At 72.2% G+C, this 14,314-nt stretch carries 12 protein-coding genes; 8 read left to right on the forward strand and 4 right to left on the reverse strand.

Features of this window, described 5'->3' with window-relative positions; genetic code table 11:
* Positions 1-265 precede the first annotated feature (265 nt).
* Entirely contained in the window at positions 266-1,270 is a 1,005-nt protein-coding gene (gene rfbB / locus CcI49_RS08330) for a dTDP-glucose 4,6-dehydratase (RefSeq protein WP_054566965.1), read from the reverse strand.
* Between the two features lie 270 nt (positions 1,271-1,540).
* Here rfbB and CcI49_RS08335 point away from each other — a divergent pair, with 270 nt between their 5' ends.
* From CcI49_RS08335 to CcI49_RS08345, 3 genes are all read left to right on the forward strand, one after another.
* A complete protein-coding gene (locus tag CcI49_RS08335) occupies positions 1,541-3,154 on the forward strand; it encodes a circularly permuted type 2 ATP-grasp protein (protein ID WP_076825480.1) in 1,614 nt (537 codons plus the stop codon).
* The gene (locus CcI49_RS08340; RefSeq protein WP_054566967.1) at positions 3,148-4,092 is read left to right on the forward strand and encodes an alpha-E domain-containing protein; all 945 of its coding nucleotides are present in this window, start codon (positions 3,148-3,150) and stop codon (positions 4,090-4,092) included. Before CcI49_RS08335 ends, CcI49_RS08340 begins: the two co-directional genes overlap by 7 nt.
* A gap of 154 nt (positions 4,093-4,246) precedes the next feature.
* Positions 4,247-5,092, forward strand: coding sequence for a transglutaminase family protein (locus CcI49_RS08345; protein ID WP_054566968.1), 846 nt, complete (start codon positions 4,247-4,249; stop codon positions 5,090-5,092).
* A 28-nt stretch (positions 5,093-5,120) separates the two neighbouring features.
* Here CcI49_RS08345 and CcI49_RS08350 read toward each other — a convergent pair whose 3' ends face one another.
* The gene (locus CcI49_RS08350) at positions 5,121-5,315 is read right to left on the reverse strand and encodes a ferredoxin (RefSeq protein WP_054566969.1); all 195 of its coding nucleotides are present in this window, start codon (positions 5,313-5,315) and stop codon (positions 5,121-5,123) included.
* A gap of 218 nt (positions 5,316-5,533) precedes the next feature.
* Positions 5,534-6,100 carry a YceI family protein gene (locus tag CcI49_RS08355; RefSeq protein WP_006538890.1) on the reverse strand — a complete coding sequence of 189 codons (567 nt, stop codon included), beginning with the start codon at positions 6,098-6,100 and terminating at the stop codon, positions 5,534-5,536.
* Between the two features lie 231 nt (positions 6,101-6,331).
* Between CcI49_RS08355 and CcI49_RS39550 the strand changes: the two genes are divergently transcribed.
* The 4 genes from CcI49_RS39550 to CcI49_RS08375 are packed head-to-tail and all read left to right on the forward strand — an operon-like array spanning position 6,332 to position 11,442.
* Positions 6,332-7,591 (forward strand): ComEA family DNA-binding protein, encoded by a 1,260-nt coding sequence (locus tag CcI49_RS39550; protein WP_083473281.1) that lies wholly within the window; start codon positions 6,332-6,334, stop codon positions 7,589-7,591.
* A complete protein-coding gene (locus tag CcI49_RS08365) occupies positions 7,592-10,084 on the forward strand; it encodes a ComEC/Rec2 family competence protein (protein WP_083749371.1) in 2,493 nt (830 codons plus the stop codon).
* Between the two features lie 39 nt (positions 10,085-10,123).
* Entirely contained in the window at positions 10,124-11,161 is a 1,038-nt protein-coding gene (gene holA / locus CcI49_RS08370; RefSeq protein WP_076825595.1) for a DNA polymerase III subunit delta, read from the forward strand.
* Positions 11,158-11,442 carry a hypothetical protein gene (locus CcI49_RS08375; RefSeq protein ID WP_054566971.1) on the forward strand — a complete coding sequence of 95 codons (285 nt, stop codon included), beginning with the start codon at positions 11,158-11,160 and terminating at the stop codon, positions 11,440-11,442. The genes holA and CcI49_RS08375 overlap by 4 nt, the downstream gene beginning before the upstream one ends.
* A gap of 174 nt (positions 11,443-11,616) precedes the next feature.
* Here the strand turns inward: CcI49_RS08375 and rpsT are convergent, their stop codons facing one another.
* A complete protein-coding gene (gene rpsT / locus CcI49_RS08380) occupies positions 11,617-11,883 on the reverse strand; it encodes a 30S ribosomal protein S20 (protein WP_054566972.1) in 267 nt (88 codons plus the stop codon).
* 378 nt (positions 11,884-12,261) lie between these two features.
* Between rpsT and lepA the strand changes: the two genes are divergently transcribed.
* Positions 12,262-14,121, forward strand: coding sequence for a translation elongation factor 4 (gene lepA, locus CcI49_RS08385; RefSeq protein WP_054566973.1), 1,860 nt, complete (start codon positions 12,262-12,264; stop codon positions 14,119-14,121).
* Positions 14,122-14,314: the final 193 nt, after the last annotated feature.

The following is a 14,314-nucleotide window of genomic DNA, read 5'->3' on the forward strand; positions in this document are numbered from 1 at the left end:
GCCGGGATACGGACGTGCCTCCCGGTGATCCGTGCGGGCGCGCAGCGGAATCCGTGCGCGGCCGAGGAAACGGGGCAGTTCCCCCCGACCCGGGATCAGAAGCCGGGAACACTCTTGCCGAGGGGGGATACCCGTTTGATAGGCCGGTAACAGTGTGGTCTCTCTTGGTGACCACGTGTTCGCGCCCGTTCGCCCGGCCGGTCTGGATCCGGCCCTCTGGATCAGGCCCTGCGGACCAGGCCGACCGGGCGGTTGGCCGCGATGCTCAGCTCTGCCAGGCGGTCTCCGTGACCGGGGAGCGCCCGATGAGGGGGCGCCACCAGGACTCGTTGTCGCGGTACCAGCCGATCGTCGCCTTCATCCCGTCGGCGAAGCTGATCCGGGGCTCCCACCCGAGCGCGGTGCGCAGCTTGCCGGAGTCGAGCAGGTAGCGGCGATCGTGGGAGGGGCGGTCGGGCACGATGGTCTTCAGCGACGCCGGCAGGCCCAGCTCACCGAGGATCATGTCCGCGATGGTCTCGATGTCGGCCTCGATCCCGCTGCCGACGTGGTACGTCTCGCCGACCGTGCCCCGTTCGAGCACCGCCTCGATGGCCCGGCAGTGGTCGATCACGTGCAGCCATTCGCGCCGGTTCTTCGTCGAGGCGTAGAGCGGCAGCGACTCGCCCTGCAGCGCCCGGGTCACGAACAGCGGGATGACCTTCTCCGGGAACTGGAAGGGCCCGTAGTTGTTCGAGCAGTTCGTGATCGTGATCGGCAGCCCGTAGGTGTACCCGTAGGCACGTACGGCATGGTCCGAGCCGGCCTTGGCGGCGTTGTAGGGCGTCCGCGGCAGGTAGGGCGAGTCCTCGGTGAACGCGCCCGGGTCGTCGAGATCCATGTCGCCGTAGACCTCGCAGGTGGAGATCTGGTGGAAGCGCGCGACACCGACCGTGCGCGCCGCCTCCAGCAGCGCCTGCGTGCCCATCACGTTGGTCGAGAAGAAGTCCCCGGGACGGATGATCGCGAGGCTGTTGTGCGACTCGGCGGCGAAGTTCACGACGACGTCGACCCGGTGCTCACGCAGCAGGGACTCGATCCGGTCACGGTCGCGGATGTCGCCGTGGACAAAGGTGATCCCCACCTCGATGTCCGCGAGGTTCTCCCGGCAGCCGGCGTAGGTCAGCGCGTCGAGCGCGACCACGCGGTCGCCCGGGTGCGTGCCCAGCCAGTACCGGACGAAGTTGGACCCGATGAATCCGGCAGCTCCGGTCACCAGCAGAGTCGTCATCCGTTCGCCTTTCGCCGCGTCATTCGGTGCATCGTCGCATCGGTCGCAGGTACATACTCGCCTACGCCCGGCGCCGGCCGGCGGTGAGGCCCACCCCGCGTCGCCCGATGGCCGACGGGCGCTCGGCAGCCGGCACGCAGCCGGCACGCGGCCCGCGGTCAGCTGGCGGGCAGGCGGCGGACCGACACCGGAGCGTCGTGTGCTGAAGATCGTCTGACCAGCGACGATGCCGACATGCGGAGGTAACACGGAACCCCTACGCTGCAGCCCGTGGCCGACCTGTTCGAGGGGTATGCGGCGGAGGTCGTTGCGGCGGCTGCGTGGGACGAGGTCTTCGACCCGACCCACCGCCCCCGGGATGTGTACTCCGCCCTGCACGACGCGCTCCAGCCGCTGAGCAGCGCCGACCTTGCTGCCCGCAAGGTGGCGTTGGACCGGGCCTTCCGGGACGCCGGCATCACCTTCAACCTCTTCGGGGAGGAACGTCCGTTCCCCCTGGATCTGGTCCCCCGGCTGCTCTCCGGGGACGAGTGGGACGTCATCGAACGCGGTGTCGTGCAGCGGGTGCGTGCCCTGGAGGCGTTCCTCGCGGACGTCTACGGGCCCGCCGAGGTGCTCGCGGACGGCATCGTGCCCCGCCGGCTCGTGCTGTCGAGCTCGCACTTCCACCGCGCGGCGCACGGCGTCGACCCGCCGAACGGTGTCCGTGCCCACGTCAGCGGCATCGACCTTGTCCGCGACGAGAACGGGGACTTCCGGGTCCTCGAGGACAACGTCCGCGTCCCGTCCGGAGTGAGCTATGTCATCGAGAACCGGCGGGCGATGACCCGGGTCTTCCCGGAGCTGTTCGCGACGCACCGGGTGCGTCCGGTGGCCGACTACGCCACCCATCTGCTGCACGCCCTGCGTGCGGCGGCTCCGCCCGAGGTCGCCGACCCGACCGTGGTCGTGCTCACCCCGGGGGTCTACAACGCTGCCTACTTCGAGCACGCGCTGCTGGCCCGGCAGATGGGTGTCGAGCTGGTCGAGGGCCGGGACCTGTCAGTGCGCAACAACCGGGTCACGATGCGCACCACCGAGGGTGACCAGCCCGTGCACGTGATCTACCGGCGGGTCGACGACGACTGGCTCGATCCGCTGCACTTCCGCCCGGAGTCGATGGTCGGGTGCGCCGGCCTGCTGAACGTGGCCAGGGCCGGCAACGTGACGATCGCCAACGCGGTCGGCAACGGCGTCGCCGACGACAAGCTGATGTACACCTACGTCCCGGACCTCATCCGCTACTACCTGGGTGAGGAGCCGGTTCTTCGCAACATCGACACCTTCCGGCTGGAGGAGTCCGACCAGCGGGCGCACGTCCTGGACAACCTCGACACGCTGGTGGTCAAGCCGGTGGACGGCTCCGGCGGCAAGGGAATCGTCATCGGGCCGCAGGCGACCGAGGCGGAGCTCGCCGAGCTGCGGGCCCGGGTGCTGGGCGACCCGCGCGGCTGGATCGCCCAGYCGGTCGTGAAGCTCTCCACCTCGCCGACGCTCGCCGGCGACCGGCTCGGCCCGCGGCACGTCGACCTGCGCCCGTTCGCGGTCAACGACGGGAACCGGATCTGGGTGCTGCCCGGCGGCCTGACCCGGGTCGCGCTGCCCCGCGGCAGCCTGGTCGTGAACTCCAGCCAGGGCGGGGGCTCCAAGGACACCTGGGTGCTCGCCCCGGAACGGCTCGGCCGGGAGACCGCGCCGCCGGTCCGGCGAACCGGGCCGTCCCCGTCGGTGGCGCCCGGGCCCGACCTCGGCCCGCACTCGTCCGACGAGCAGCAGCAACAGCAGTCCGAGCAGCAGAACCAGGCCCGGTCGAGCGCGATGGGGGAGGAGGCGCAGGCGTGCTGAGCCGCATCGCCGAGTCGCTGTTCTGGATCGGCCGCTACGCCGAACGGGCCGAGTGCACCTCGCGCATCCTGGACGTGCACGTCCACCGGGTGCTGGAGGACCCGTGGCTCGACGAGACGTCCGCCGGCGCCCAGCTGCTCGCGGTCATGGGTGTCGTCGACCGCACCGAACCCGCGGACTCACGGTATGTCACCGAGGTGCTCGCCTACGACGCCACGAACTCGTCGAGCATCCGAGGATCGCTGTCGGCGGCGCGGGAGAACGCGCGCGGTGCCCGTGTCGTGGTCTCCAGCGAGGTCTGGGAATGCCTGAACGCCACCTGGAACGAGCTGCCGCACACCGAGGAGCTCGCCCGCCGGATGGGGCCGAACGTCTACTTCCGCTACGTGCGGGATCGCACGGCCATGCTCGCCGGCCTGGTCGACGCCACCCTGGCCCGCGACGACGGATGGCGCTTCCTCGTGCTCGGCCGGAGCATCGAGCGGGTCGACATGACCGCCCGGCTGCTGTCGTCCAGCATCAGTGAGGACCCCAACTCGCAGAGCTGGATCAGCCTGCTGCGTTCCTGCGGTGCGCACGAGGCCTACCTGCGGACCTACCGACGTGCCGTGGACGCGGCCCGGGTCTCGGAGTTCCTGCTGCTGGACCGGCTCTTCCCACGGTCCATCTACTGGTCGCTGGCGCTCGCCGAACAGATCCTGGGCGAGCTGGACACCGGTCGTGGGGTGGTGCGCGCGACCGTGGACGACGCCGCGCGCCGTAGCGTCGGGCGGGCCCGGACGGAGCTGGAGTTCCGCGGTATCGACGAGCTCGTCGCGGAGATGCCCGACCTGCTCGCGGCGCTGCAGCGGACCTGTTCGGCGGTGAGCGCGGCGGTGACGGCCCGCTACTTCGCCCGGGAGAGTCCGCACACCTGGGCCAGCGAGGTACCGGCCTGACCGGGCCGACCGGCGTACCGGGCTGTGGGGTCCGCGCTGTGCGATCACGGATCCGGTGGGCCGCGGCGCCGGGCCGTACGGGTCTGGGCTGTACGGGGCTGGGGGTTACGGAGCTGAGTGTTACGGAGCTGAGGGGACGAGGAGACACACGACGATGAGCTGGCAGATCCGGATCGAGCACTCGACGGGCTACCGGTATGCGAGCCCGGTGATCTCCTCGTACAACGAGGCGCGGATCATCCCCCAGACCGGGGACCGCCAGCTGACGCTGGAAGCCACGGTACGGACCGAGCCGGCCTCGTCCACCTACCGGTACTGGGACTACTGGGGGACCCAGGTCACCGCCTTCGACCTGCACACCCCGCACACCGAGCTCGTCGTCACCGGGCGTTCGGTGGTGCAGACGGCGCCCGCGCCGCAGCCCCCGGTGGACGTCCCGAGCTGGCGGGATCTCGCCGACGACACCGTCGCGGACAGGTTCGTCGAGTTCGTCCGGCCCACTGCCTCGACCCCGGAGCACCCCGAACTGGTCGCGGCGGCCCGCGAGCTCGCCGCCGTCCACAGCCCCGCGGACTTCCTGCCCGCCGTCGGTGACTGGGTGCGGGAGAAACTGACCTACCAGCCCGGGACGACGGAGGTGCGCACGTCCGCCGTCGAGGCCTGGGAGCAGGGGGTCGGGGTCTGCCAGGACTTCGCCCACCTGGCCCTGGTGCTGATGCGGGCCGCGGGCCTGCCGGCGCGATACGTGTCGGGCTACCAGCATCCGTCGGCGGACGCCGAGGTGGGGGAGACCCTCAGCGGGCAGAGCCATGCCTGGGTCGAGGGCTGGCTCGGCCAGTGGTGGGCCTTCGACCCGACCAACGGGGTGCCGGCCGGCGAACAGCATGTCGTCGTCGCGCGCGGGCGTGACTACCACGACGTGCCGCCCCTGCAGGGCGTGTACTCGGGCGGTGAGTCGACGTCCCTCGGCGTGACGGTCGCGGTGACCCGCCTGGGCTGAACCCCGGGCGCGACGCCCAGCCGCCCGATCAGGCCTCGAGGATGCTGATCGCGTCGGTCGGGCAGGCCTCGGCGGCCTCATCAAGATCGTCTCGGAGGTCCTCGTCGGGCTCCTCGTCACGGAGATAGAGGTAGCCGTCGTCTCCGAGCTCGAAAACATCGGGTACCAGCTGGACGCAGGTGCCGCTGCTCGCACAGCGGTCGAAGTCGACGTGGACCTTCATCCGTTCGCTCCGGGGCTGGTCGCGGCCTCGATCGGGAGCGATGGTCCCACAGCGCGGCGGCCCGCGTCCGTGCTCTCGGCAACATGTCGACGACACGGCCTGGAGCACGGCGCGAGGTGCGCGCCTCGCGCCGTGCTCCAGGCCGCTGCCCGCGCTCTGTGATCTGCGGCGTGGCACTCGCGGCCCACGGTCCGTGGGCTGTGGCCGCGGCCCAGACGTCAGACCGACTTGATCGCGGAGACGTCCAGCTCGATCTTGATCTTGTCGCTGATCAGCACGCCGCCGGTCTCCAGCACGGCGTTGAACGTGATGCCGAAGTCCTTGCGGCTGATGCTCGTCGCGCCGGTGAAGCCGGCCCGGATGTTGCCGAACGGGTCCTTCGAGCTGCCCTCGAACGTGATCGCGAGCTCGACGGGCCGGGTGACGCCGCGGATGGTGAGGTCTCCGGTCAGCACGTAGCTGTCCTCGTCGGAGCCGGTCTTCGCGCCGGTGCTGACGAAGGTGATCGTCGGGAACTGCTCGACGTCGAGCAGGTCGGCCGACTTGACGTGCCCGTCGCGGTCAGGGGTGCCGCTGTCGAACGTGGCGGTCTCGATGGTCACGTTCGCCGTCGACGCGGTCGGGTTGGCGCCGTCGAGCTCGAGGGTTCCCTGCACGCCGGTGAACTGGCCGCGCACGGTGGTCACCATCGCGTGGCGGGCGGCGAAGCCGATCCGGGTGTGCGCGGGGTCGAGGGTCCAGGTGCCGGTCAGGTCGGTCAGGGGGGTGCTGGCTGGAGCGGTCATCGCGGATCTCCTCGTGGTGGTCGTCGCGTGTTGATGTCGCTGTCGCTGTCGGTGTCGGTGTCGCTCGCCGTGCCGCCGAGCCTGCTGGCGGGCCCGGCTTCGTTCGGTACGTTACTTGAGCCGTCAACCAAAGTGTTCGCGGGTCCATTCCGCATCTGTGGATGAGAAACGGATGTCCACAGTTAGGCGCCCAGGCGCCAGGGGTGCCCGGATTGTTCCTACGTTGCGTGCATGCACAGGCACTCATCGCGTCAGGGAAGCTGCAGGGGTGACACTGCCGGCGGTGGCACCCACCACGCCGGCGGCGGCACCCACCACGCCGATCACGCCAGCCAGGCCGCCGCCGTCCACGTCGACGACGCCGTGACCGAACCGCTGGGGCGGTCCTGGCCGGCGTTCCCGCCGTCAACTCGGCATCCGGGCCGGGGCACCGGCTCCACCGGCGAGCTGGACGCCGGCTGGTCCGGCAGCGGCTCCGACAGGGGGTCCGACAACGGCTCCGACAACAGGTCCGACGGCTGGTCGGATGACTGGTCGGACCTCGACGTCGACGGCTGGTCCGACGAGTGGGCGGGCAGCCGGTCGGTCGAGAACCGGCGTCGGGCTCATCCTGAGGATCTTGATGATCGTGACGGTCCCGAAGCTCCGGGGGATCCTGACGATGCCGGTCACGCTGGTGGTGCTGGTGGTCGCCGCGGCCTGGAGGGCCACGACCGGCGCGGGAGGCACCGCCAGCTGTCCGACCGCCTGCCGCCCGCGCTGCGCGGTGCGATCCTCGCGCCGAGCGCGCGGGCGGCCCTCGTGCTGGTCGTGGTCGCCGTCGCGGCCGCGGCGACCGCCGGCTGGCTGGCCTGGCGCGGCCGGCCGGTGGAGCTCGCCTCGAAGGGGCCGGGCCAGTCGGCTCTCGTGGCGCAGGAGGCCACGACGACCGCGCGGCCGGCCGCGGGCTCCTCGGTTTCGGGGGCGTCGGCGCCGGCCGTGCCCACCTCTTCGTCCGGGCGTCCGGCGGGCACGGAATCCGACGCCGGGCAGGAGATCGTCGTCGACGTCGCCGGCCGGGTCGCCCGGCCCGGAGTGGTGCGGCTGCCGGCCGGATCCCGGGTCGTCGACGCGCTGACCCTGGCCGGCGGAGCGCTGCCGGGCACCGACACGACCGGGCTCGCGCTGGCCCGTGTCCTGACCGACGGCGAGCAGATCCTGGTCGACGGCCGCGCGGGGCCGGCGCCACCACCCTCCGGGGGCGGGCAGGCCGCCGCCGGTGCGGCGGGTGGGGCAGGTTCGGCGGCGGGTGGCGGTCAGGCGCCGCTCGATCTCAACGCCGCGACGGCGAGCCAGCTCGACGAGCTGCCAGGCGTGGGCCCGGTCCTGGCCCAGCGGATCGTCGACTGGCGCGCCGCGAACGGGCCCTTCACGTCAGCCGACCAGCTGGGCGAGGTCACCGGGGTCGGGGATCGGCGGCTCGCGGATCTGCTGCCGCTGGTGACGGTCTGAATGGTCTCCGTCGTCATGGAGGTCGGCGTCGGTCTTCCGGCCGACGCGAAGGACGCGCCTCGAGATCGCCTCGACCTGCGCCTGGCTGTGCCGGCCGGCGCGGTCTGGGCCGGCGCGGCGCTGGGCGGTTACTGGGTGCCCAGCCGGGAGCTCCTGGGAGGCGTTGCCGTCGTTCTGGCCGGCTGCGCGCTCGCGGTGCTCGCCGGGGCCTGGCAGCGGGGCGGCGGGCCGGCCGGCGCGGCTGCCGGGCCCGGGTGGCGGCTTGCCGGCTGCGTCGCCGTCGCCTTCCTCGCGGCGGGGCTGCTGATCGGAGGCACGGCCGGGCGGGCGAGGGCGGTCGGGCCGCTCGCCGCGCTGGTCCGCACCGAGCGGACAGTGGAGGCCGTCGTGGTCCTCACCGACGATCCGAAGGTCTCGCGGCCGCCGGCCGGGGCCACCGGCACCGCCGCGGGAGGTCCGGGCGGTGCCGCGTCAACGGCCACGGTGCGAGCCCGTCTTGAGGCGGTCACCGGCCCTGAGCGCCGGGTACGTGCCGCGGTTCCTGTGCTGCTGGTCGGGCGGGCGGGCTACCTAGTGCCCTACCTGCCGGGGCAGCGGCTGGCGGTTCGGGCCACGCTCGCCCCACCAGGGCCGGGCGAGACGATCGCCGCGGTCCTGTTCGCCCGGGCGCCGCCGCACCCGCAGGGGCGGCCGCCCATGGCACAGCGGGCGGCCGGGTGGTTGCGCGCGCGCCTGCGCACGGCGGCGAGTGTGGTCGCCCAGCCTGCGGGTGGGCTGCTCCCAGCCATGGTCGTCGGTGACACCTCGAAGCTCGATCCAGAGCTGAAGGACGACTTCCGCGTCGCCGGGCTGAGTCACCTCACCGCTGTCTCGGGAGCGAACGCCGCCATCGCCACCGGTGCCGTCCTCGTCGTCCTCGCCCGTACCCGGCTCGGCTCGCGGAGCAGGGCGTTCGCCGCCGCGGCGGCGCTTGTCGGCTTCGTGATCCTGGCCCGGCCGTCCGCGAGCGTGGTCCGAGCGGCGGCGATGGGGCTGGTGGGCCTCGCGGCGCTGGCGGCCGGGCGGCCACGTGCCGTTATGGCCGCACTGGCGACGGCGGTGCTGGCTGTCATCGTGCTGGACCCGACCTTCGCTCTCTCCGCCGGCTTCGCGCTGTCGGTGCTCGCCACCGCCGGGATGGTCGTCTGGGGGCCGGGCTGGTGTGACGGGCTCGAGCGGCGGCTTGCGGCGCGCCGGCCGCAGCCGTCGCGCCGACTCCTCGCCGGTGCCACCCGGATCGCGCAGGCGGTGGCCGTCGCGGCGGCGGCCCAGCTGGCGTGCACTCCGGTGCTGGCGTGGCTCGGCGGTGGCATCAGCCTCGTCGCCATCCCGGCGAACGTGATCGCGGCGCCCGCGGTCGCGCCAGCCACCCTGCTCGGCCTGCTCACCATGGCCGTGGCCACGCTGCACCCGTCCGCGGCCGAGCTGTTCGCCCGGCTGGCGGGCCTGCCGTGCCGGTGGCTTGTGCTGGTCGCCGGCCGGGCGGCCGACCTTCCGGGGGCGGCGATCGGCTGGCCGTCCGGGCCGCTCGGCGCGGCGGCTGCGCTCGCCGGGGTCGTGCTGGCCCTCGCCCTGGCCCGGCGTCCGCCGACCCGCCGGTTGCTCGCCGTGGCGCTCGCGAGCCTGCTGGTGGCACGCCTGTTCCTGGTGCCGAGGCTGGCGGGCTGGCCACCGGCGGGCTGGCGGCTGGTGGCCTGCGACGTGGGCCAGGGCGACGGGCTGGTGCTACGGGCCGGAGCCGGCTCGGCGGTCGTGGTCGATGTCGGGCCCGACCCCGAGCTGATGGCCGCCTGCCTGGCCGATCTCGGGGTCCGGCGGGTGCCGCTTCTGGTGCTCAGTCACCTGCACGCCGACCATGCGGCGGGTCTGAGCGGGGTGCTGGGCCGGTTGCCGGTGGGTGAGATGATCGTGAGCCCGCTGCCCGAGCCGACGGAGCAGTGGGCCGAGGTCGAGCGCGGTGCCCGGGCGGCAGGGGTCAGGGTCCGCTCGGTGCTCTCGGGCTCGGCTGGTGCGTCCGGCACGGTCGGGGATGTCCGCTGGCAGGTCATCGGCCCGCAGCGGGTTCTGCGTGGCACGGCCAGTGATCCGAACAACGCCAGTCTTGTGCTGCTCGCGGAGGTCGGTGGCGTGACCATGCTGCTGAGCGGGGACGCGGAACCGCCGGAGCAGCGCCAGGTCGCACGGGCCGGCGCGGTGACGGTGGACGTGCTCAAGGTCGCCCACCACGGCTCCGCTGATCAGATCCCGGAGTTCCTGACCGGGACGGGCGCGCGGGCCGCCCTGATCAGTGTCGGGGCCGGGAACACGTACGGGCATCCGGCGGCCGCGACGCTGGCGAGCCTGCGCGCGGCCGGGATCACCGTCGGCCGGACCGACCTGCACGGCGCGGTGGCGGTCGTCCGGCAGCCGTCCGGCCGGGTGGCGCTGGTGGCGCGTCGGCCCGGTCGGATGTGAGGGCGGCGGGGTGGCGTGAGGGCGGCCGTCCGGCGTGACATGCTGATCCGCGTGCCACAGCCCGCTGCCCCGCCGCCGCTGGTCGTCGTGAGCGGTGACGAGGAGCTCCTCGTCGCGCGTGCCGTGCGGGAGGTCCTCGCCGCCGCTCGGGCCCGCGATCCCGAGGTCGAGATCGTCGATCGCGCACCGGGCGAGCTCACCGATGCCGACATGATCGATCTCGGTGCCACCTCGATGTTCGGCGGTGGGCGGGTTCTGGTCGTCCGTGGTGCCGCCGAGCTGTCGGAGGATCTGCGGGATGCGTTGCTCGCGTACGTCGGGCGCCCGCTCGACGACGTGACGCTGGTCGTGGTGCACAGCGGCGCGGTGAAGAACCGCAAGCTCGTCGACGCGATGAAGAAGGCCGGCGCCAAGGTCATCCCAGCTGCCAAGATCACCCGGCCGCGTGATCGGCATGACTTCGCGGTGGCCGAGATCCGCCGGCTCGGTGGCCGGACGACCGACGGCGCGATCCAGGCGCTGCTCGACGCCGTGGGCGGCGACCTGCGGGAGATCGCGGCCGTGTGCGACCAGCTCGTGGCGGACACCGATGGTGTGATCGACGAGGCCGCGGTGGGTCGCTACCACCGTGGGCGTGCCGAGACCAGCGGCTTCGCGGTGGCGGACGCGATCATCGGTGGCGATCTCGCGGGTGGGCTCACCCTGTTGCGCCAGGCTCTCGAAGGCGGTACCGCCCCGGTGCTGATCACGAGTGCCATCGCGGGTGGCCTGCGCGATCTGGCCCGGGTGGCGGCTGCCGGCGGCGGATCCAAGTGGGACATCGCCAAGGCTCTCGGGATGCCGGACTGGAAGGTCGAACGGGCCCAGCGATCCGCCCGTGGCTGGTCGGACGCCGGGCTGGCCCGGGCGATCCGGGCGGTCGCGGTGGCCGACGCGGGCGTGAAGGGCGCGGCAGTGGATGCGGGGTACGCGCTGGAACACCTGCTCCAGGAGGTCGCACGAGCCCGGGGCCGGTCGGTCGGCACCGAGGAGCGTGGCCGGGCGGAGTTCGCCGGCCGGGGAGGACGAGCACGATGAACGCGTCAGCAGGGCAGCACCGTGACTCCAACGGGCCCGGGGGGACCGCGGCATCCGGTGACGGGCACGAGCAGGTGCCACCCGGTGGCATGTTCGGCCTACGGGTGCTGCCGGCGGGTTGGATGCGCGTGTTGGTCGTGACCGTCACCGTGCTGGTGACGCTGGTCATCGCGATGGGTGACCTGGCCAGCGCCTGGGTTCTGTTGGTGCTCCCACTGGCGGTTGCGGCACTGGTCGCCTACGCCGAGGTGCTCGAACGCGCCCTGGACCGCGACGGCTGAGGGGGCCCGCTGGGCCCGCACCGAGAGAATGCGTGGGTCCGCACGGAGAACCCCGAGCGGACTCCCGAGCGAGGGCGGTCGCCGCACGCGGTCGCCCCAGGCATGACATCGCCCCGAGCATGACAAGGGCCGGGATCTTCCCGCTGGGAAGCCCGGCCCCGACCCGACAGGACGTCAGGCGCTGACGCCCGCGTTCGCCTTCGCCATCGCCGACTTGCGGTTAGCGGCCTGGTTCGGGTGGATGACACCCTTGCTGGCGGCCTTGTCCAGCTTCTTGGCGGCGAGACGGAAGGCGGCGTCGGCGCGCTCCGCGTCCCCGGCCTCGACGGCGTCGCGGAAGCGGCGGACGTGGGTCTTCAGCTCGGACTTCACGGCCTTGTTGCGCAGCCGTCGCTTCTCGTTGGTGAGGTTGCGCTTGATCTGCGACTTGATGTTGGCCACGCGGGAGAACCTCTGGGTTTCGAGTCGGGATGGTACGTGGGGAGGCCCGCCGTGCAGAAGATCTCAGCCACCCCGAGATCTCACTGGAGTCCCACCGACTCGGGCTGCCTCAGGACCCTGGAGCCAGATGAACTGGTCGACTCCAGAACCCGCAGGCTGCCCCAACCAGGGCCCACAGCGAAGCGCTACCGACATTATCAAACCAGCCGGCGGTGCCGGCTGCAGGGCGTGCCGGCTGCAGGGCGTGCCGGCTGCAGGGCGCGGCCGCGAGGGCGGGCGCCTGTGCCCGGCGCGCCGGCCTGTGCCTGGCACGATGGAGGCCTGGCACGATGAAGCACGCGAGACAGACCGACGAGCAGCGAAACGAGACCAGCCCGCGTGTCCGAAGCACCGCACGAGGCAGCCGGCGTCGACCCGGCGTCGATCCGCAACTTCTGCATCATCGCCCACATCGACCACGGCAAGTCCACGCTCGCCGACCGGATGCTGGGCGTGACCGGCGTGGTCGAGGCCCGCAACATGCGCGCTCAGTACCTCGACCGGATGGACATCGAGCGCGAGCGTGGCATCACGATCAAGGCGCAGAACGTCCGGCTGCCGTGGCGGGCGGATGACGGTGCGGACTACGTCCTGAACCTCATCGACACGCCCGGCCATGTGGACTTCTCCTATGAGGTGAGCCGCTCGCTGGCCGCCTGCGAGGGCGCGGTCCTCCTGGTCGACGCCGCGCAGGGCATCGAGGCCCAGACGCTGGCGAACCTCTACCTGGCGATCGAGAACGATCTCACGATCATCCCGGTGCTCAACAAGATCGACCTTCCGGCCGCGCAGCCCGAGAAGTACGCCGAGGAGATCGCGACGATCATCGGGTGCGATCCGGGTGACGTGCTGAAGGTCTCCGGCAAGACCGGGCAGGGCGTCCCGGAGCTGCTCAACGAGATCGTCCGCCGCATTCCGGCGCCGAGCGGCGACCCGGACGGCCCGACCCGCGCGATGATCTTCGACAGCGTGTACGACATCTACCGCGGTGTCATCACCTATGTCCGGGTCGTGGACGGGACGCTGTCGACCCGTGACCGTTGCCTGATGATGTCCACCGGCGCCAGCCACGAGACGCTCGAGGTCGGTGTCATCTCCCCGGAGCCGCGGCCGACCGGCTCGCTGTCGGCGGGCGAGGTGGGCTACGTCATCCCCGGGGTGAAGGACGTCCGCCAGGCCCGCGTCGGCGACACCATGACCTCGGCGCGCCGGCCGGCGACGGAGATGCTCGGCGGGTACCGCGATCCGCGTCCGATGGTCTACTCGGGCCTGTATCCGCTGGATGGCAGCGAGTACCCGGCCCTGCGCGAGGCGCTGGACAAGCTGCAGCTCAACGACGCGGCACTGACCTTCGAGCCGGAGACCTCGGCGGCGCTCGGGTTCGGCTTCCGCTGCGGGTTCCTCGGTCTGCTGCACCTGGAGATCGTCCGTGAGCGGCTCGAGCGCGAGTTCGACCTCACGCTCATCTCGACGGCGCCGAACGTGGTCTACCGGGTGGTCATGGAGGACGCCTCCGAGGTCACCGTGACCAACCCCAGCGACTGGCCCGGGGGCAAGATCGCGGAAGTGCACGAGCCGGTGGTCGAGGCGATGCTGCTGCTGCCGACCGACTTCGTGGGCGCGGTGATGGAGCTGTGCCAGGGCCGCCGCGGTGTGCTCCAGGGCATGGACTACATCTCCACGGACCGGGTGGAGCTGAAGTACACGCTGCCCCTCGGTGAGATCATCTTCGACTTCTTCGACGCGCTGAAGTCGCGCACCCGCGGCTACGCGAGCCTCGACTACGAGCCCGCGGGCGAGCAGACGTCCGATCTGGTCAAGGTGGACATTCTGCTCCAGGGGGAGGCCGTCGACGCGTTCTCGGCGATCGTGCATCGGGAGAAGGCCTACGCGTACGGGGTCGCGATGACCTCGAAACTCCGTGAGCTGATTCCGCGCCAGCAGTTCGAGGTGCCGATCCAGGCCGCGATCGGCAGTCGGATCATCGCCCGCGAGAACATTCGCGCCATCCGCAAGGACGTGCTCGCCAAGTGCTACGGCGGTGACATCAGCCGCAAGCGCAAGCTGCTGGAGAAGCAGAAGGAGGGCAAGAAGCGGATGAAGACCATCGGTCGGGTGGAGGTCCCGCAGGAGGCCTTCATCGCCGCCCTGTCGACGACGGAGAGCCCGAGCTCGTCGGGGTCGAAGCCAGCGCGCTGACGGGGCGCGGGTGCCTGGCCTGGCCTGGCCTGGGCGCGGCCCGGCCGGCCGCCGGGCGTGGCTGGCACGGCGGGCATCGTGAGGTGCCGCCGCCGGGGCTCCGATGTCCGGCATCAGGTGCCGGACATCGGCGGCTCCGGTCGCGGTGCCGCCCGGCGCGTCAGCGGGTCGGGCCGGCGGGTCGGGCCGGCGG

This window comes from Frankia sp. CcI49 (genome assembly GCF_001983215.1).
GTDB lineage: Bacteria > Actinomycetota > Actinomycetes > Frankiales > Frankiaceae > Parafrankia > Parafrankia irregularis.

Excerpts from the sequence above, each read along its gene's own strand:
- CcI49_RS08345 (WP_054566968.1), top strand. The coding sequence starts at position 4,247 with ATGAGCTGGCAGATCCGGATCGAGCACTCGACGGGCTACCGGTATGCG.
- CcI49_RS39550 (WP_083473281.1), top strand. The coding sequence starts at position 6,332 with ATGCACAGGCACTCATCGCGTCAGGGAAGCTGCAGGGGTGACACTGCC.
- CcI49_RS08355 (WP_006538890.1), bottom strand. The coding sequence starts at position 6,100 with ATGACCGCTCCAGCCAGCACCCCCCTGACCGACCTGACCGGCACCTGG.
- CcI49_RS08365 (WP_083749371.1), top strand. The coding sequence starts at position 7,592 with ATGGTCTCCGTCGTCATGGAGGTCGGCGTCGGTCTTCCGGCCGACGCG.
- holA (WP_076825595.1), top strand. The coding sequence starts at position 10,124 with ATGCTGATCCGCGTGCCACAGCCCGCTGCCCCGCCGCCGCTGGTCGTC.
- CcI49_RS08350 (WP_054566969.1), bottom strand. The coding sequence starts at position 5,315 with ATGAAGGTCCACGTCGACTTCGACCGCTGTGCGAGCAGCGGCACCTGC.
- CcI49_RS08375 (WP_054566971.1), top strand. The coding sequence starts at position 11,158 with ATGAACGCGTCAGCAGGGCAGCACCGTGACTCCAACGGGCCCGGGGGG.
- rfbB (WP_054566965.1), bottom strand. The coding sequence starts at position 1,270 with ATGACGACTCTGCTGGTGACCGGAGCTGCCGGATTCATCGGGTCCAAC.